The organism is Hoeflea phototrophica DFL-43, from assembly GCF_000154705.2.
GTDB classification, from domain to species: Bacteria; Pseudomonadota; Alphaproteobacteria; order Rhizobiales; family Rhizobiaceae; genus Hoeflea; species Hoeflea phototrophica.
Genome location: NZ_CM002917.1, coordinates 611,863 through 630,479 on the forward strand (window position 1 = coordinate 611,863; position 18,617 = coordinate 630,479).

At 61.7% G+C, this 18,617-nt stretch carries 15 protein-coding genes; 8 read left to right on the plus strand and 7 right to left on the minus strand.

Translation table 11 applies throughout. The features are described from left to right. Positions 1 to 194 precede the first annotated feature (194 nt). Positions 195 to 596, minus strand: coding sequence for a MerR family transcriptional regulator (locus HPDFL43_RS02895; protein ID WP_007200063.1), 402 nt, complete (start codon positions 594 to 596; stop codon positions 195 to 197). 332 nt (positions 597 to 928) lie between these two features. Here HPDFL43_RS02895 and HPDFL43_RS02900 point away from each other — a divergent pair, with 332 nt between their 5' ends. From HPDFL43_RS02900 to HPDFL43_RS02915, 4 genes are all read left to right on the plus strand, one after another. Further along, positions 929 to 4,777, plus strand: coding sequence for a peptidoglycan-binding protein (locus HPDFL43_RS02900; RefSeq protein WP_040448984.1), 3,849 nt, complete (start codon positions 929 to 931; stop codon positions 4,775 to 4,777). 276 nt (positions 4,778 to 5,053) lie between these two features. Continuing rightward, complete coding sequence (locus tag HPDFL43_RS02905) at positions 5,054 to 5,980, plus strand: sulfite exporter TauE/SafE family protein (RefSeq protein ID WP_007200065.1); 927 nt, start codon at positions 5,054 to 5,056, stop codon at positions 5,978 to 5,980. 32 nt (positions 5,981 to 6,012) lie between these two features. Continuing rightward, on the plus strand, positions 6,013 to 6,816 hold the full coding sequence (locus HPDFL43_RS02910; RefSeq protein WP_425348851.1) for a TIGR02186 family protein: 804 nt from the start codon (positions 6,013 to 6,015) through the stop codon (positions 6,814 to 6,816). A gap of 13 nt (positions 6,817 to 6,829) precedes the next feature. Continuing rightward, complete coding sequence (locus tag HPDFL43_RS02915) at positions 6,830 to 7,285, plus strand: DUF3429 domain-containing protein (RefSeq protein ID WP_007200067.1); 456 nt, start codon at positions 6,830 to 6,832, stop codon at positions 7,283 to 7,285. 10 nt (positions 7,286 to 7,295) lie between these two features. Here HPDFL43_RS02915 and pdeM read toward each other — a convergent pair whose 3' ends face one another. Genes pdeM through HPDFL43_RS02930 form a run of 3 tightly spaced genes read right to left on the minus strand, consistent with a single transcriptional unit; the run spans position 7,296 to position 11,671 of the window. Further along, positions 7,296 to 8,024 carry a ligase-associated DNA damage response endonuclease PdeM gene (pdeM, locus tag HPDFL43_RS02920; RefSeq protein WP_007200068.1) on the minus strand — a complete coding sequence of 243 codons (729 nt, stop codon included), beginning with the start codon at positions 8,022 to 8,024 and terminating at the stop codon, positions 7,296 to 7,298. Positions 8,025 to 8,035: 11 nt separating this feature from the next. Continuing rightward, complete coding sequence (locus HPDFL43_RS02925) at positions 8,036 to 10,576, minus strand: ligase-associated DNA damage response DEXH box helicase (protein WP_007200069.1); 2,541 nt, start codon at positions 10,574 to 10,576, stop codon at positions 8,036 to 8,038. Between the two features lie 57 nt (positions 10,577 to 10,633). Then, positions 10,634 to 11,671, minus strand: a complete 1,038-nt coding sequence (locus HPDFL43_RS02930) for a class I SAM-dependent methyltransferase (protein ID WP_007200070.1) — start codon at positions 11,669 to 11,671, stop codon at positions 10,634 to 10,636. Between the two features lie 104 nt (positions 11,672 to 11,775). On the opposite strand from HPDFL43_RS02930, the gene HPDFL43_RS02935 reads away from it, so the two are divergent. The 3 genes from HPDFL43_RS02935 to HPDFL43_RS02945 all read left to right on the plus strand — a co-directional run bounded on the left by HPDFL43_RS02935 (position 11,776) and on the right by HPDFL43_RS02945 (position 14,735). Further along, positions 11,776 to 12,786, plus strand: a complete 1,011-nt coding sequence (locus tag HPDFL43_RS02935) for a ligase-associated DNA damage response exonuclease (protein ID WP_040449561.1) — start codon at positions 11,776 to 11,778, stop codon at positions 12,784 to 12,786. Between the two features lie 3 nt (positions 12,787 to 12,789). After that, positions 12,790 to 14,403 (plus strand): cisplatin damage response ATP-dependent DNA ligase, encoded by a 1,614-nt coding sequence (locus HPDFL43_RS02940; protein WP_007200072.1) that lies wholly within the window; start codon positions 12,790 to 12,792, stop codon positions 14,401 to 14,403. A gap of 65 nt (positions 14,404 to 14,468) precedes the next feature. Continuing rightward, positions 14,469 to 14,735 carry a DUF6460 domain-containing protein gene (locus HPDFL43_RS02945; RefSeq protein WP_007200073.1) on the plus strand — a complete coding sequence of 89 codons (267 nt, stop codon included), beginning with the start codon at positions 14,469 to 14,471 and terminating at the stop codon, positions 14,733 to 14,735. Between the two features lie 8 nt (positions 14,736 to 14,743). Here the strand turns inward: HPDFL43_RS02945 and HPDFL43_RS02950 are convergent, their stop codons facing one another. Continuing rightward, positions 14,744 to 15,649 carry a histone deacetylase family protein gene (locus HPDFL43_RS02950; RefSeq protein WP_040448985.1) on the minus strand — a complete coding sequence of 302 codons (906 nt, stop codon included), beginning with the start codon at positions 15,647 to 15,649 and terminating at the stop codon, positions 14,744 to 14,746. 133 nt (positions 15,650 to 15,782) lie between these two features. Between HPDFL43_RS02950 and HPDFL43_RS02955 the strand changes: the two genes are divergently transcribed. Then, on the plus strand, positions 15,783 to 17,159 hold the full coding sequence (locus HPDFL43_RS02955; RefSeq protein WP_007200076.1) for an MATE family efflux transporter: 1,377 nt from the start codon (positions 15,783 to 15,785) through the stop codon (positions 17,157 to 17,159). Here HPDFL43_RS02955 and HPDFL43_RS02960 read toward each other — a convergent pair. Then, on the minus strand, positions 17,132 to 18,214 hold the full coding sequence (locus HPDFL43_RS02960; RefSeq protein WP_007200077.1) for a quinone-dependent dihydroorotate dehydrogenase: 1,083 nt from the start codon (positions 18,212 to 18,214) through the stop codon (positions 17,132 to 17,134). The genes HPDFL43_RS02955 and HPDFL43_RS02960 overlap by 28 nt on opposite strands. After that, on the minus strand, positions 18,211 to 18,558 hold the full coding sequence (locus tag HPDFL43_RS02965; protein ID WP_007200078.1) for a DUF952 domain-containing protein: 348 nt from the start codon (positions 18,556 to 18,558) through the stop codon (positions 18,211 to 18,213). The genes HPDFL43_RS02960 and HPDFL43_RS02965 overlap by 4 nt, the downstream gene beginning before the upstream one ends. Positions 18,559 to 18,617 lie beyond the last annotated feature (59 nt).

Sequence of the window (18,617 nt, forward strand, 5' to 3'; positions counted from 1 at the left end):
GCGACCGGTTCCAAAGATGGAGCTCCAAACAACAAACGGCCGCAGCGATGTAGCGCGCAGGAAACGGCCGGAGATCAGACCAGCTCATAAAAGCTAAGCTCAGCCCGCTTGCGGCAGGAGCCTGGGATGCGGGCGACATGGAAAGGAGATGTTTTCAGCGAGGGCGGATCAGTGCCGCGCGGCCAGTCAGAGGGTTACTCTGGTTCTTTCAGCATTTCGCGGACCACCGAAATCGTCCGCTCCAGCTCGGAGATCGCCGTGTTGATGCTGTCGCGCTGGTCTTCGAGCACCTTCATCTGCGCTTCGCCCTTTGAGAGCGCGACCTTGAGCTGCGTCACGTTCTGGCCACGCGGATCATAAAGATCGATCATGCGTTTTACTTCGGCCAGCGAGAAGCCCACCCGCTTGCCCAGCAAGATTAGTTTGAGCCTGCCCCGGTCCCGCTTTGTAAACAGGCGTGTCACGCCCACACGCGTTGGCTTGAGCAGGCCTTTGTCTTCGTAAAACCGAAGGGTCCGCAAGGTCACGCCGAACTCTTCGGCAAGGTCCCCGATCTTGTAAACCGCTTCGTCCTGGTCCGCGCTGGTATCCGTCATGTCGTTTATGGTTCGCCAAGGCTGTCGTTGGTCGGGTGCGCCGCAAGCGACGTTTGCGGTGTGCCATTAAACCTTTTGCACCGTCAAGTCGCGGTGTTCATCAAGCCTGTCGACAAGAAAAGTAACCTTGGTTAACGGGTTGTTTACCACGTTTCGATGAATGTGCGCGTTGAGAGCAGCACTTCCGGACACTTGTTTCGGGATCCCGACGGTAAAGCCTGAGAGCCAATTGCTATGGCTTTCATGGTGCAGACCGAGGACCGCCGGTTAGAGTTGCAGCAGCCGGGTTGAAGCAAGGGGCTCAATCCGAACAAGGCGAAGCGGAAGCGAAAATGAACGGATCGCGATCATATTCAAACCGGAACAGTGTCGGTGACACGTCTCTGGATGCCCTCAATCGCACGATTGAAGGGTTGGAAGCGCGAATTGAAGGCATGCTTGGTCGCGGCGCGGGTGCGGGAACTGCTCACCAATCCGGAGCTAACCCTGCCTACGGCGCCGGATCTGGCCTGATCGATGGCATTCGCGCACGTCAGCGCGCGCTCCAGGATGTTCCGCGCGGCAATGGCCGCCAGGCTTCTCAGGCCGCTGCGCAGCGCGGCCCCGTTCAGCAATCAGCATCTGCACCGCGTCCCGCGCCCACCTCCGAACTCAGCGAGACCTTGCTTCGTGAAATGGTCGCTCTGCGCAATGAAATGACCGGCTTGCGCAAAGACGCCCGCGATCAGGCCTTTCCGGACGACTTGCGCCGGGATCTCGCAGGAATTTCAGCTTCGATCGATGCTCTGGGCTCGCAGGCTTCAGGCACCGATTCGCTGCGGCTTGAGCTCGATTCCATGCGTTCGATGATTGACCGGCTTGCCCGCGAAGAAAGCGTCCAGGCGCTGGAGAACCGCTGGCAGACGATGGAGGATCAGGTTTCCGCGCTCGATGTCGGTGGCTTTCGCGAGGAACTGGTCAATCTCGCCTACCGCGTAGATGACATTCGGGCAGCGCTGTCCACGCGGCCGGAAACGGCCCAGGTTCAGGCCATCGAAAACAAGATCAGCGAACTGGCCGCCGCGATCGAAGCTATGTCGCAGCAAACCGGCGTTGGCGATCCCCAGCTTCCGCGCCAGCTCGATCAGCTGGGCATGCGTCTTGATGAAATCACCCGTGCCATCGCTGCAATTCCCGCACCGATGAAGCCAGAAATGGACAATGCTCCGTTCGACCGTCTTGAGGCCCGTCTTGCATCGGTGTCTCAAAAGATCGACCAGCTTGAGCCGGGGGCCGGCTCCGGTGGTGCAGATATTGGCGCACGGATCGAAAGCCTGGCCGCCCGTGTGGCCCAGCTCGCCGATGAGGAAGCCGTCGCCCGCCTCGATGCCCGGATTGAACGTCTTCAGAGCCTGCTGGAAAGCGGCGCGCAAAACCATGCCATGCCAGAGCTGTCGAGCCACCTCGCCGATATCTCGGGCAAGATCGAGGCGCTTGACACGCGCGGCATCGACCAGTCTCTGCTCACACGGCTCGACCAGTTGACTGCCCAGATCGACAACCTGTCCTTGAGCCAGCCGCAGGCAGCCGGCGTGCCGGACGCCGTTATCGGTCGCCTTGAGGCGTTGATCGGTCGCGCCGAGCAATCGGAATCGCGCAACATCGATCCACTGCCAGGCCTGGAAACGCTCGACGCCAGGCTTGCCGAGATCGCTGCTCGACTGCAGCAGGCGGAGGTCAATGCTGCTGGTCATGCCATGCATCCTTCCGGCGGGCTTGAAAACGTTGAGGCACAGTTGGCGGAGATATCCGCGCGCCTTGACCGGTCGATGGAAGTTGCACCAGTGGCGATCCCCGGCATCGAAAACCTCGAGGCACGCCTTGCTGACATCGCCAACCGTCTCGATATGTCGAGCGCGGGCCATTCAGGGCCTGGTGACGACGCGTTGCGTGGTCTGGAGGACCAGATCGCAAACCTGTCCCGGCTTGTCAGCTCCGCGCCGCAATCAGCCGCATCCAGCGCCTTCGATGAGCGTTTCGCCTCTATCGAGGAGCATTTGGCAACCAGCGACGAGTTCATCGTCGAAGCTGCCCGGCAGGCCGCTGAAGCGGCTGTGAGCGCGTATTCGGGCCAGCCCGGGAGCGCCCAGTCGCCTGAGACGATCGCCAACATAGAGGTCATCACCGCTCTGGCAGACGACCTCAAGGCGCTTGAGGGGATCAGCCGCAAGAGCGACGACCGCACCATGCGGGCATTCGAAGCGGTACAGGAAACGCTGCTCAAGATCGCCGGCCGCTTGGAAAAACTCGATTCGCTTCCGACATCGGTCCGTTCAGCAGGTCTGGGCGAAATGCGTGAGGCTGTGGCCGATGCACGGTCGAGCGTTGAAGCGTCGATGCCCGGCCTCTCAGAGAATGCCATGCAGCGGCATTCGGATCCCGTGGAGCATGCTGCGCCCCGCAGCGAAGCGCCTGCGCGTCCATCCCAGCAGTCGCCCTCCGAAGCTGCCGCTCTTGCTGCTGCCTACGCCGTAAGCGAGGCCGCCGATGCCCAGGACGATGACGCGGCAGGCAGCGACCAGAAATCCTTTCTCTCTGGCTTGGCGGCGCGCATACGCCCAGGCAAGCAGCCAGCCAAAACGGTCACCGAGCCGCAATTCGCTGAAAACGATTCCCCGTCGCTCGATCCCGCGATGGACATTGATCCGGAAACCGCCAACATGCCGCTTGAGCCGGGTTCAGGCGCACCGGATATCAACCGGATCCTGAAAAAGGTTCGTGAGGCCCAGGCTGCCGAACGTCAACGCGGCGGTGCTGGAGAAGACGGATCTGACAAGGCGGACTTCCTGGCCTCTGCGCGCCGTGCGGCAATGGCCGCTGCGGCTGAAGTGGAGACCATTGGCAAAAGCCGGGCCGGTAAGAAGGGTGGCCTCATGTCCGTCCTGAAATCGCGCCGCCGCCCGATTCTGATGGCTGCCGGTGCGGTCCTGCTTGCAGTCATGTCCTATCCGCTTATCACTGGCTTCCTGTCGGGTGGCGGCAAGGATGTGGCAGTTACCGAACCGGCCATCATTGAGCCTGCTGCGCCGGTTGAGACATCCGATGCCCCTGTGGCGAACGAAACCGGTCTGGCCGACCTTCAGGCATCCCAAGAGGTGGCTGAAACCAGGCTTCCCGAGGTCCGGGTGATCGAGCCTGCTCCCCAGGGGGCGGAGACGGACGATCTGCCAAATGTGACTTCGCTTGAGGAGACCGCAGCAATTGGCCCTGCGGCAGTGGCGCAGGATGCTGTTTCGAATACCGAGATCCCCGCCCAAAGCGAGGAATCATCAGCCCTGATCGCAGAGCTCGATGCGCTTCCTGAGGGGGCGGCCCCGGCCGCGCTCAAGGCTGCAGCGGCTGCGTCAAACCCCCTCGCATTTTATGAAATCGGAGCACGCTTCACCGAAGGCCGGGATGTGACCGTCGATCTTGAAAGGGCGGCCAGCTGGTATCAGCGTGCTGCCGATCTGGGCCATGCGCCGTCGCAATACCGTCTCGCAAACCTTTATGAGAAGGGCAGCGGGGTCGAGCGCGATCTCTCCATCGCCAAGAAGTGGTACCAGATGGCCGCTGAGCTGGGCAATGCCAGCGCCATGCACAATCTGGCTGTGCTCTATGCAACTGCAGGCCCCGCACCGGATTTCACCAACGCTGCGGAATGGTTTGAACGCGGCGCCGAGATCGGTGTGCGTGACAGCCAGGTCAACCTCGCCATTCTCTATGCCCGCGGTGACGGTGTAACCCGTGATCTCGTGCAGTCCTACAAGTGGTTCGCCATTGCCGCCAATGACGGTGACAAGGATGCAGGCGTCAAGCGTGACGAAGTCTTCAATGCCCTCCGGCCCGAACAGGCCGAAGCCGCGCGCGAAGCCGTTGCCAACTGGACTGCACAGCCGATCAACGCCGAAGCCAATGCGGTCGAGATCCCTGCGGCATGGGGCGGAGACAGCACCGAAACCGCTTCTGTGGACATGGGCAAGGCGATCCGAAACATCCAGGCAATCCTCAACAACAATGGCTTCGATGCCGGCGCGCCCGATGGTGTCATGGGCAAGCGAACGGTCGCAGCGATCAAGGCGTTCCAGTCTTCGATCGGCATGGAGCCGACCGGTGAGATTGACGACCGGCTGGTCAAGGAATTGCTCGAGCGAAACGGTTGACAAGCAGGTCGGGCGCTGTCCGGCCTGGCAATATCTGCCCGACCAAAGTGGATCTGATCTGAACGCACGTTCACGGATACAGTCGCCGTCAGATAAGATGCGCTTTTCGCTGGCATTTTTGCAAGATGAGGCATAGGCGCAACGGCAATGCATCAATGGCTGCATTTTGCGCTGCTCGTCATTTGACTTGCACGAACGAAACGCGCAAAACCGTCTTGATCGGGTGCATCCCGGTCTTGAACCCATTTCCCAGCCATTGACGCCCGGGGGCGCAAGGTGACCATCTACCTGCCGATCGCTGAACTGTCGGTGAATGTCTTCGTCATCCTCGGGATGGGCGCAGCGGTTGGATTCCTGTCGGGTATGTTTGGCGTTGGCGGCGGCTTTCTGATCACGCCGCTTTTGATCTTCTACAACATTCCCCCCGCCGTTGCGGTTGCTACCGGCGCAAACCAGGTCGTCGCTTCATCGATTTCGGGAGCTCTTGCGCATTTCAGGCGCGGCTCGCTCGATATCAAGCTTGGCCTTGTGCTTCTGATTGGCGGTCTGGGCGGCGCAACCGTCGGCATACAGATCTTCACCCTGTTGCGGCAGCTGGGGCAGCTAGATCTGATCATCTCGCTGCTCTATGTGGTGTTTCTCGGATCTGTCGGCGGTCTGATGCTGTGGGAGAGCGTCAACTCCATGCGCCGCGCGGCCAACAACAATCCGGTTCCGTTGCGCAAGCCCGGCCAGCACAACTGGGTGCACCGGCTGCCTTTCAAGATGCGCTTCAAGCGCTCCAAGATCTATCTGAGCATCATCCCTGTGATCGCTCTGGGCTTTGCGATCGGCATTCTCACATCGGTGATGGGCGTTGGCGGCGGGTTCATCATGGTTCCGGCGATGATCTATCTGCTGCGCATCCCAACCAATGTCGTGATCGGCACATCGCTGTTTCAGATCATATTCGTCACCGCGTTTACGACGGTGGTGCAGGCGACCACCAACTATACGGTCGATATCGTGCTGGCCTGGCTGTTGATGATCGCCGGCGTGATCGGGGCGCAATACGGCGTTCGAGTCGGCCAGAAAATGCGCGGCGAGCAATTGCGCGCAGGCCTTGCACTTCTGGTTCTCGCGGTTGGGATCCGCCTGGGCATCGGGCTTGTCCTGCCGCCTGACGAAATCTATTCGGTTGTCAGCGGGAGCTCGGGATTCTGATGCGCGCCCTCCTGTCAATGTCCCTGTTGCTGATGTCGATTGCGCTGCTGCCGATCGCGTTGCTGACGGGCACGCGCCCGGCCGCGGCACAGATTTCCGATCCGACCGTCTCGATCAACGACAAATTTGTCGAGCGGATTGATATCGGCATTTCCACCAACGAGATCGCCATTGCGTCAGATTTCTCCGGCGCCGACATTACGGTTTTCGGTGCCATCGATCGGGCCGACGAGCTGCTGCTGTCGACCTTCGCCTATGATGTCGTGGTGGCGCTTGAGGGGCCGCGCAAATCGACCACCGTGCGCCGCAAAGAACGCGTTGCCGGAATCTGGATCAACCGCCATTCGATCCGGTTTGAGCCGATCCCTGCATCCTACTCGATGTCGAGTACCAGACCTTTGGCCGACATCGCCAACTTGTTGGAGCTCTCGGCGCGCGACATCGGCATAGCCAATCTGCGCCTCATCCCGAGTGGCAATATAGGTGATGGATCACGGCTGACTGATTTTCGAGATGCGTTGCGCCGTATCAAGCAAACCAGCGGCCTCTACCAGCGTGATCCCACTGGCGTCCAATTTATCTCCAAGGCGCTGTTCAAGGCCTCCGTGCGGCTTCCGGCGAGCATTCCGATCGGCCAGCACCGGGTGCGTGCCGTGCTCTACAAAAATGGCGAATTCGTCATGGAGAAAATGATCCCGCTTAGGGTCGTCAAGACCGGTCTGGAGCAGTTCATTTTCAACCTGGCCCATACCCATTCCTTCATCTACGGTCTGATCGCGGTGCTGATCGCCACCCTGACGGGATGGCTTGGAAGCTTGATTTTCCGCAAGGACTGAACAGGCGGTTTTGATGACACAAGACGTGCACCAGACTCGCGCCATCGCCACCGCCTGGTTCCTGGCAGGTCTCGGCGCGGTACCCTTTGTCGCGATGGCGCTGGGCCAGGCCATCATGCCCGGTTCTGCAAATGCGCATCTGGGCGGCGATCAGGCATTTCTTGGCTATGGCGCGGTGATCCTGTCATTCATGGGCGGCGTGCGCTGGGGCGCGGCACTTGCGCCATCTGCAGCCCCGACATCCGCCGAGACCATGATCCTGAGCGTCGCGCCATCTTTGGCAGGCTGGTTGGCGCTGTTGATCGACAGGCCCTGGTCGCTGCTGCTGCTGCTTGCCGGATTTGGCCTTCAGGGAGCCTGGGATGTCGCAAGCGCGCGCAGTGGTGCCTTGCAGGCATGGTTCGGAAAGCTGCGTCTGGTCATCAGCACCATCGTTGCTGGATCAATTCTGATTGTGCTGGTTTTCTGATCTGTAAGGTTCAGCCATTCATGCGGCTGAAGGCAACGGAATAGATCCGCTCCCGTCCGAGCAGATGCGCGACCAGCTCGCTCGGCTCGAACAGCCCGCGCATCGCCGGATGGCGCAATTCCAGCCCGCCCGTCGTCGCGCCGAAGGCCGGCATCAACAACCGCTTGCCGTCGCTTGCAAAACAGGCGCGACGTACCGCCTTGCCGCGCCGCACCACCCGTGCCGCCGGATGCAGGTGCCCGGCGATTTCGCCGTAACAGGCGCCGGAGGTCGGCTCATGCCGGAACACCAGGGTTTCCAGATGCAGCTGCTGAACCCAGGCGCCCTCAAGCCCGACCGGGCGGTCGGGGTCGTGATTGCCTTCGATCCAGGTCCACTCGCGCCCCTGCTGCAGCCCCTTGAGCGTGTCACGATAGGCCTCCGGCAGGAACTGCGAGCCGGCCCGGTCGTGGAAACTGTCGCCCAGGCTGATCACCATGCGCGGATTGTAACGGGCAACCAGCCCGGCAAGACGGTTGAGTGTCGCCACCGTGTCATAGGGCGGCAGCATCATGCCCCGGCGGGCAAAGGCCGCGCCTTTTTCCAGATGCAGATCGGAAACCACCAGCACGCTGCTGTCGGGCATGAACATCACGCCGGCGCAGTCGCAGATCACGGCGGTGCCGTTGACCTCGATCTCCACTGTTGCAGGCGTGGGCGCCTCGCTCCGGGATGTCAGCGCCGCGTTTGCGCCCTGCATGTCTGCGTTCCTCAATTGCCGCCACGAGCCTCGTCAAGAAGATCATCGGCGGCTTCGGCCAGAATGCTCTCATGGGCTTCGCCCACAACCGTTTCACGGCCGATTTCAAGCATGATGGGAACCGCTAGCGGTGAGATCCTGTCGAGTGCCCGATGCCGGATATGACCCTTGATTCGCTTGAGCATAGCGCCAAGCCGACGAATGTCCAAAAGCCCCGATGCCGCATCCGCACGCGTCGCCTGGAGCAGAATATGGTCGGGTTCATGGCTTCTGAGAACGTCGTAGATCAGGTCTGCCGACACCGTGACCTGACGTCCGGATTTCTCCTTTCCGGGGTGGCGCCGTTCGATCAGGCCGGAGATCACGGCGCAATTGCGAAACGTGCGCTTGAGCAGCCAGGATTCATCCAGCCAGGCATCGAGATCGTCGCCGAGCATGTCCTCATCAAACAGTGCGGCGGGATCGAGCCGCCCGCTGGCAATCATCGCGCCCATATCCTCAAGGCCCCAGATCGCCAGGGAATAATCCGTGGCGACGAAACCCAGTGGCCGGGCCCCGGTCCGTTCCAGTCGCCGCGTCAGCAACATGCCCAGCGTCTGATGCGCCATTCGTCCCTCGAAGGGATACAGCACCATGAAATAGCGCTCGGCCCGAGGGAAGGTTTCAATCAGCAGATCATCGCGGCCGGGCAGTTGCGACACATCCTGCTGAATCCTGAGCCAGTCGGACACCTGATCGGGCAGGGCGGGCCACAGCGCGGGATCTGAAATCATGGTCCGGACCCGCTCGGCCAGATAAGTTGACAGCGGGAACTTGCCGCCGGCATAGGCAGGCACCTTCGGGTCCTGATTCCAGGCCTGGGAGACCAGGCACTCGTTTTCGCGAATGCCCTCGAAGCGAAGCACCTTGCCTGAAAACAGAAATGTGTCGCCCTGCGTCAGAGTTTCGAGAAAATACTCCTCCACCTGACCGAGCGGCGGCCCGCCGCGTCCTCCGGTCCGGCCGTTCTTGCGGCTGACCATGCGCACATTGAGCATCGGCGCCTCGACGATGGTGCCGATGTTGAGCCGGTATTGCTGCGCCACCTGCGGGTTTGAAATCCGCCACAGCCCGTCGGCGCGTTTGCGGATGCGCGCGTAGCGGTCATAGCTCTTGAGAGCGTAGCCGCCCGTCGCCACAAACTCGATGATCTTCTCGAACCGCGCCCGGTCGAGCGAATGGTAGGGCTCGGCGCTGGTCACTTCCGCATACAGGTGATCCGCATCGAACGGACTCGCCGCCGCCATGCCCAGAACATGCTGGGCCAGCACATCAAGTGCGCCCGCACCTGCAGACGGCGTGTCCTGCGCACCAACATAATTGGCATCGATTGCCGCCTGACACTCGAGCACCTCGAAGCGGTTGGAAGGTGTCAGGATCGCCCGGCTCGGCTCATCCATGCGGTGGTTCGAGCGCCCGATCCGCTGCGCCAGCCGGCTCGCACCCTTGGGCGCACCGACATGTACAACCAGATCCACATCGCCCCAGTCGATGCCCAGATCCAGGGTCGAGGTTGCGACCACGGCACGGAGCTCATTGCGTCCCATGGCAGCCTCCACCCGCCGGCGTTGAGCCGCATCGAGCGAGCCGTGATGCAGCGCGATCGGCAGACTGTCCTCGTTGATCCGCCAGAGCTCCTGGAATAGCAGTTCCGCCTGGCTTCTGGTGTTGACGAAAATCAGCGTGGTGCGATGGGTCTTGATCGTCTCGTACACATCCGGGATCGCATAACGCGCCGAATGCCCGGACCAGGGTATCCGGTCATTGGTTTCAAGAATGGTGATGATCGGGTTGGCCCCGCCCTCAACCTTGATCACCCCGGCATGGTTCGCTCTGCCACCCACCTGCGGTACCAGCCAGCGCTGCAGCTCTTCGGGGTCTGCCACCGTGGCGGAAAGACCAATCGTCTGCAGTCCCGGCGCCAGACGTCTCAACCGCGCCAGCGCCAGTGACAAAAGGTGCCCGCGCTTGGAGGCCGATAGCGAATGCAACTCGTCGAAAATGACAAAGCGCAGATCCTTGAACAGCCGCTCCGCATGCTGGTTTGCGATCAGCAGTGACACCTGCTCGGGCGTTGTTAGCAGGACATCGGGAGGATCGGTGCGCTGGCGGGCGCGCTTGGATTGCGGCGTGTCTCCGGTACGGGTCTCGATCCGGATCGGCAGATCCATTTCCGCAACCGGACGGGCCAGGTTGCGCTCAATGTCGACGGCCAGGGCCTTGAGCGGAGAAATGTAAAGCGTGTGAAGCGACCGCCCGCCCGCTGCTCCGGGCTTCGATTTGCCGCGCGCGGCCATATCGGTCAGGCTTGGCAGGAACCCGGCCAGCGTCTTGCCTGCGCCGGTGGGCGCGATCAGCAGCATCGAGCGTCCCGCAGCAGTTTCCGCCAGCAGCTCCAGCTGATGCGCGCGCGGTTGCCATCCGCGGCTGGCAAACCAGCTGACGAATGGCTCGGGAAGGTCAAAGCCGGGATGAGCGGCGAGGGGCTGGGAATCGGCTTTCACGACAACCAATCTAGTGCAGCGCAGGGATTGCACCAAGATGGCGGGTCAGGATCAGTGCTGGCCGCCTTAGTTGAGGCGAACTGCTGCCGTCTCGTCTGCCAGGTCTGAAAGCTCGCTCGGGGCATCCACAGGCGCAACGCGACTGGTCACAGCTGCAAGGTTTTCTGATGCTGCCGCTTGTTTGGCCGCGATCACCAGGTAGCCATGGATCGGTTCGCCCTTGTCACGGCGGATTGTCTCGCGCTCGAACCGTTCGATGGAGAGCCCCGCAGTTTCGACAAGTGTCCTGAGATACTGCGCGCCGTGGCAGTAGCGAAGCGAAGGCTGAAGAAGCCAGTCCACCTCATCCGGCCCCGCCTCGCAGGTGAAGGCGAGCAATCCGCCCGGACACAAGAGCCCTGCAGCCACGTCGATCACTTTCGAAAGATCCCCGAAATAGGCAAACACATCCGCAGCCGCGACCAGATCCGCCTGGCCGGTCGGAGCCAACGGACCGGTCTCAAGCCCGATCCCGATATCGGCCTGTTCAAGCTGATCATAGACACCCTTGCCCGCCGCCACTGTCAGCATTCCTTGCGACAGATCAAAGCCTTCGAGCCAGGAGGACACATGCCGCACCCTCTCACCGAACAGCCCGGTGCCACAGCCAAGATCGATGACCCGCGCATATTTCGGCGCGCCTCCGGAAATCTCGCTCAACAATTCGCTCAACAGTTCCGGCACTCGGTACTCGAGATTTTCGACCAGCGCCTTGTCGAACCGGTCCGCATATTCGTCAAACAACGCCTCGACATATTCCGATGGGGGTGCCGGAGGTGCCTCGGCCTGGCCGGTCAGCGACAGCTTCAGCCCCGCGCCGAACACGTCGGCAGGCGCAAGCTCGAGTGCATTGCGCCAGGCCTTTGCCGCATCTGCCAGGAGACCGGCTTTCTCAAGGTAGTTGCCAAGCTCGTAAAACCCGGCCGCCCATTCAGGCGCTAGCTCGAGCGCCTGCGCCTGCACATCCGCAGCCGCAGCGAAATCTCCGCTTTCCGCATAGAGACGGGCGTAATGGGCGCGGCGATCCGCATTGAGATCACCGGAGGAAAATTCGAGATGGATCATGTCCGAGCCGTCACAATTGTGCAGATCCCGCCTATGAGCCCGCACCGGCCAAAACGCAAGCCCTTTCGCTCACGGCTGCTCCGCCCTAGTTTGAGCATATGCCGATGCGTCCCGAAATGCTGCTCCTTCCCCGCCCCGAAGGGCTTTACTGCCCGCCCGGCGATTTCTTCATCGATCCGGTGCGCGGCGTCGACCGGGCGTTGATCACCCATGGCCATGCGGATCACGCCCGTGCCGGTCATGGCCATGTGTTGGCAACACCACAAACGCTCGACATCATGGCGATCCGCTATGGTGCAGACCACGCCGGTGCGACCCAGGCTGCGATGCTGGGTGAAGAGATCCGCGTCAAGGATGTAACGGTGCGGTTCCACCCCGCGGGCCACGTGCTGGGGTCTGCACAGATTGAAGTCGAGGCCGGCGGGCTGCGCATTGTAGCCTCAGGCGATTACAAGCCGAGGCCTGACCCAACCTGTGCCGCCTTCGAGCCGGTCAATTGTGATGTCTTCATCACCGAGGCCACATTTGCCCTTCCGGTGTTTCGCCATCCCGACGCGCAGGACGAGATTGCCAAACTGCTCAAGTCGCTGGCCCGCAATCCTGACCGGGCCCATCTGGTCGGGGTCTATTCGCTGGGCAAGGCGCAGCGCGTCATCCGTCTGATCCGTGACGCGGGTTACATGAGGCCGCTCTACATTCACGGCGCGCTGCAAAAGCTCTGCGACTATTATCAGAGCCAAGGTGTGGATCTGGGCGAATTGCTGCCTGCCACCGTGGCGGCCGGGGCCAAGGGCGATTTCGCCGGCGCCATCGTGCTCGGCCCACCCTCGGCCTTTGGCGACAAATGGGCACGGCGCTTTCCCGATCCGCTGATCACCTTTGCCTCGGGCTGGATGCAGGTTCGCGCCCGCGCCCGCCAGCGTGGCGTCGAACTGCCGCTGGTGATCTCCGACCATGCCGATTGGGGCGAGTTGATCGATACGATCAAGACCGTTGCGCCCGGCGAGGTCTGGGTGACCCACGGCCGCGAAGAGGCGCTTGTGCGCTGGTGCGAGCTTGAGGGCATCCGCGCCAAACCGCTCAATCTGGTCGGCTATGAAGACGAGGGGGACTGAGCCATGAACCGCTTTGCAGACCTTCTCGACATGCTGGCCTTCACGCCCTCGCGCAACGCCAAGCTCGCCTTGCTGCAGGAGCATTTCCGCGCGGTTCCCGATCCCGAGCGCGGCTATGCGCTTGCAGCTCTTGCCCGCGATCTCGACATTCCCTCGGTAAAGCCTGCGCAGCTGCGAGAGCTGATCGCCACGCGAATGGATGCGGAGCTCTTCGCCTATTCCTATGACTATGTCGGCGACCTGGCGGAAACCATCGCGCTGGCCTGGCCTGAAAAGACCCCGGTCGCAACAGGCCGCAATGATGCGCCCGGTCTCACCGAAGTGGTCGAGACCCTGATCGCTTCCTCCCGTGCGAAGGGGCCGGCGCTGATCGAGGATTGGCTCGACCGGCTTGATGCGGCTGGCCGTTACGCGCTGCTCAAGCTGGTCACTGGCGGCTTCCGCATGGGGATCTCGGGCCGCCTGATCAAGCAGGCGCTCGCGGGCTTTGGCGGCGTCAATGTCAACGAGATCGAAGAGCTGTGGCATGGCCTGGCACCGCCCTATCTCGAGCTCTTTGCCTGGCTCGAAGGCACCGGCGACAAGCCGGTCAATGCCGCCGCCGCCCCCTTCCGCCCGGTGATGCTCTCCCACGCCATCGATGAGGCCGATTTTGACAAGCTCGAACCGGCGGATTTTGTCGCGGAGTGGAAATGGGATGGCATCCGCGTGCAGGCGACATCCGAACGCGGGGTGCACAGGCTCTACTCGCGCACCGGCGACGACATCTCCCACGCCTTCCCCGATCTCCTCGACGCCTTTGCCTTCGATGGCGCAATCGACGGCGAGCTTCTGGTGGCACGGCCACAGGGCACGGAGGTGGAGACCGGCAGCTTTTCCGATCTGCAGCAACGCCTCAACCGCAAGAAAGTCAGCGCCAAACAGCTGCGCGATTACCCGGCATTTCTCAGAGCCTATGACCTGCTCCAGGATGGCGAAGCCGATTTGCGCGGCCTGCCGTTCCATGCCCGCCGCGAGCGGCTTGAGCGTTTCGTCAAGGGGCTCGACCCCGACCGGTTCGACTGCTCAGATATGCTCTCCTTCTCCACCTGGGATGAGCTTGCAGCCCTTCGCGCCACGCCACCGTCTGCGGTGATCGAGGGGGTGATGATCAAACGCAAGGAGGCGCCTTATCTTCCCGGGCGGCCGAAAGGCGAGTGGTTCAAATGGAAGCGCGATCCCTTCCTCATCGATGTGGTGCTGATGTACGCCCAGCGCGGCCATGGCAAGCGCTCCGGTTTTTATTCGGACTACACCTTCGGGGTCTGGCGGGACACCGGCGAACTGGTGCCTGTCGGCAAGGCCTATTTCGGCTTCACCGATGAGGAGCTGGCACAGATCGACAAATATGTCCGCAACAACACCATCGAGCGGTTCGGCCCGGTCCGTTCGGTGCGCGCCGGCCTGGATCAGGGGTTGGTTTTTGAAGTGGCCTTCGAGGGGATCAACCGCTCGTCGCGGCACAAATCCGGCGTCGCAATGCGGTTTCCCCGCATCAGCCGCTTGCGCTGGGACAAGCCGCCCGCGGAAGCCGACCGACTTGAAACGCTGGAGCGGATGATCGACACGCCGCGCTGACAGACTTGCCCGAGGGCTCTGCGATGCTTATGTGAAAACGCGAAGCCAACGCGGGACAGGATATCATGAGCAACGGTCTGACACGTTTTCTGGGCGATACGCCCGGGCGAACCGCATTGAAGCTGCTCGTCGCCTCCTTTGTCGTCGGCGTGGTCATGGCGGCCTTCAACTGGTATCCCGTTGATATCTATTACTGGATCCGCGATTTCGTCGTCACGCTGTGGGAGAACGGTTGGGCAGCCCTTGGCCGCTTCGGTACCTATCTCGCACTTGGTGCGGGTGTGGTGATCCCGATCTTCATCGTCCTGCGCCTTCTCAACATGCGCAAATAGCATCCGTTTCAAACAAACTCTGCCGCTGCCTCGAAGGTGCCCAGGTGCCGCCGGGCGAGCGCGTTGATGTCCTGGCTATAGCCGCCGCCGATCACAGCGGCGATCGGGATGTTACGCGCCCTGAAAAACGAAAACACCCGCCGGTCGCGCTCGCGCAGGCCGTCGTCGGTCAGCGACAACCGGCCAAGCCGGTCAGCCTCATGCGGATCGACGCCCGCATTGAAGAACACCAGATCCGGATCGAAGCGGTCGATGGTTTGCGGCAGCAGCCAATCTATCGTTTCCAGGTAAGCCTCGTCGCGCACCCCGTCTGGCAGCGCCACATCAATGTCGGAAGTCTGCTTTCGCACTGGATAGTTCTTTTCGCCATGCACAGACACGGTGCGAACCGCCGCATTCGCCCCGCAGATCTCGGCGGTGCCATCACCCTGATGAACATCCAGGTCAACAACGAGGATATTCCGGGCCTCGCCATCGGCAAGCAGCACAAGCGAAGCCACCGCGACGTCGTTGAAGGTGCAAAATCCTGCACCCTGATCGCGCCGGGCGTGATGACTGCCACCGGCCGTATTGCAGGCGATGCCTTCTGACAGCGCCAGCCTTGCGGCCATCACGGTGCCCGCCGTCGCCAACCTCGCACGCAGGCTCACCCGCTCATCAACCGCAAATCCGATCTCCCTTTCGATGGGGGCAGGAACCCGGCTTGCGATCACCTGATCCACGTAGCTTCGGCTGTGAGCCAGTGCCAACCATTCCGCCGAGGCAGGGACCGGCATATGGAAGCTTGCGCGTGCACTCAGCCCGCTCTCGGCAATCAGCTCCATGAGCCGAGAGTATTTCCCCATCGGGAAGCGGTGACCCGGGGCAAATCCGGCATCATAGGCGGGGGCATGGACAATCGGTAGGTCTGACATCGCAGATCATGTGGGGCATGAATGCCATTTCGTCCATATTCGGGCGAAGCATTATTTGATGCGCTATCACCGGGACCTGGTCTAGTTTGGCCCCAACAACGGTGCGAATCATCGCCAGCCAACGGACAACCCCATGTATTCGGAAAAGGCGGCAAGTCCGCCGCAGACAAGGGCCTTTGAGGTCAACAATTCCATGGTGCTCGGAATTGCGGTGCCGATGACGTTCGCGTTTCTGACCACACCGCTTCTGGGGCTGGTCGACACTGCTGTTGTCGGCCGTCTGGGCGATGCAGCGCTTCTGGGCGGGCTGGCCATTGCCGCCATCCTGTTCGATCTTGTCTTTGCCTCATTCAATTTCTTGAGGTCGGCGACCACCGGACTTGTTGCGCAAGCCATGGGCCGGGAGGATCCGGCAGAGGAACAGGCGGTGTTCTGGCGCTCGCTGATGATTTCCGCTGTCGCAGGCGTCGCGATCATCGCCGCCACGCCACTCTTGCTGGTGCTGGGCCTGCGGTTCATGGGCGCCGAGGGCGAACTGGCCGAGGCGGCCGGCGTGTATCTTTCGATCCGGGCGCTGTCTGCCCCCGTTGCGCTCGCCAACTACGCCATCCTTGGCTACATTTTGGGGCGCGGCATGGGCAAGACCGGGCTTCTGGTGCAGATCCTGATCAATGGCACGAACATCGCGCTCTCGATCTGGTTTGCTCTCGGCCTTGACCTCGGACTTGAGGGTGTAGCCTGGGCGACTGTAACCGCGGAAGTGGCCGGTTGCGCAGCGGGCTTCCTGATCATACGGGCGCGCTTTGATCCTGCGTTCAAGCCGTTCTGGGCACAGATCATCGACCGCGTGTCGATTGGGAAGCTGATGGCGCTCAATGGCGACATCATGATCCGCTCTTTCGCACTCATTGCAGGCTTTGCCTGGTTCACCCGCCTTGGCACAGGCTTTGGTGAGACAACACTGGCGGCCAATGCGATCCTGATGAATTTCTTCATGGTCGCGGGCTATTATCTCGATGGCTTTGCCACCGCAGCCGAGCAGATCGCGGGGCGGGCGGTTGGTGCCCGTCATCGCCCGGCGCTGATCAAGGCAGTGAAGCTGACGAGCCTTTGGGGGTTCGGTCTGGCTGGTTTCACCACCGCGTTCTTCCTCTTCTTCGGAAACGAGATGGTGGCGCTCATGACCACGCTTAAAGCGGTGCGGGTCGAAGCTGGAGACTATCTTTTCTGGGCGGCATTGACGGCCCTGTCCGGTGCGCTCGCCTTTCAGATGGACGGCGTCTATATCGGCGCCACCTGGTCGCGCGACATGCGCAACATGATGCTGATTTCATTGGCGCTGTTCATCGGGCTTTCGGTTGTCCTGTCAGAGCGTTGGGGCAATCTCGGTCTCTGGATTGCCTTCAACATCTTTCTCGCCGCGCGCGGTTTCACCCTGCTTGCGCTTTTGCCACGGCGCATTGATCAGGCCTTTAGGCCGGTTCAGGCCGGAATTGGCAAGGATGCGTAGTGCGCAGTCCTGCTGTCGCGCAGATCATGCAGCCGCGTCAGCTTCTCCCGATCGCAGATCTTTGACAAGCCGCGCAGGATCCGGCCTGGCAACAGCGGTCCTCCATAGATGAAGCCGGTATAGATCTGCACCAGATCGGCCCCGGCCCGCATCTTCTCTGCCGCGGTTTCCGCACTGTCGATCCCGCCAACGCCGATCAGCGGCATGTCGGGCCCCAGCCGCTCACGCATCTTGGCGAGGACGATTGTCGAGCGTTCAAACACGAGTCGCCCGGAAAGCCCGCCCGCCTCGCTCTTGCTGGCATCATTGCCAAGACCTTCGCGCGAGAGCGTGGTGTTGGACACAATCAGCCCGTCGAGCTTCTGTGCCAGGCATTCCGCCGCAATATCGTCCAGGTCCGGTTCGCTCAGATCCGGTGCAATCTTGAGGAAAACCGGGATGTTGCCGGCACACCGGTCGCGCTCCGCCAGAACCCGTGTCAACAGCTCTGACAACGCTTCGCGTGTCTGCAGATTGCGCAGGCCCGGTGTGTTGGGCGAGGACACATTGACGGTGAAGTAGCTGGCGATATCTGCAAATGCCGCAATGCCAGCCACATAATCACCGACCCGGTCTTCGGCCTCCTTGTTGGCGCCGATATTGATGCCGAGAATGCCCGAGCGCCCTTGGCCCGCCAGGTTCTCAAGTGCGGCTGCATGGCCGCGATTGTTGAAGCCAAGACGATTGATCACCGCCCGGTCGGAGGGCAGGCGAAAGATCCGTGGCTTCGGGTTGCCGTCCTGTGCCCTGGGTGTCAGCGTTCCCACTTCGACAAAACCGAAGCCGAGCTTTGCCAGTGCTGCAGCCACCTCGGCGTTCTTGTCATAGCCTGCCGCCATTCCCAGCGGATTGGGAAACTTCAGCCCGGCGATCTCGACAGCGAGTCGATCGTCGCGGTCGCCGCTGCAGCCCGGAACCAGCCCGCTTTTCAGCGCCCTGATTGACAGCCCGTGCGCGGCTTCGGGATCCAGCGTGAACAGCGCGTTGCGCGCCAGAGTGCTGAGAAATTCGCTCATGGCTCCATGTCCGGAAACTGATGCAGGCCATCATCGTCCAAGGGCAGCGGCTTGACCCATTTGACCGCTGAGAGCGCCATCGGGCCATAGAGATGCGGAAACAGTGCCCCGCCCCGTGAGGGCTCGAACACCAGCTTTTCGCCGAGCTGGCCGGCGTCAACCGCGATCAACAGCAGTCCCGTCTGGCCGGCAAAGTGACGCTTTGCGGTCTCGATCGCCTGTTCGCGGGTCGAAAAGTGAATGAAGCCATCGGCATGGTCGATCGGTGCGCCGTCAAACCGGCCTTCCGCCTCGGCCGTACGCCAGAGGGCTTCCGGTGCAATCTTGTAAACAGTGGCATGCATGGTTCAATTCCCGCTATGTCTGTGTCTCAATGGTTCGAGAGCATGCCGGGCCTGAGACT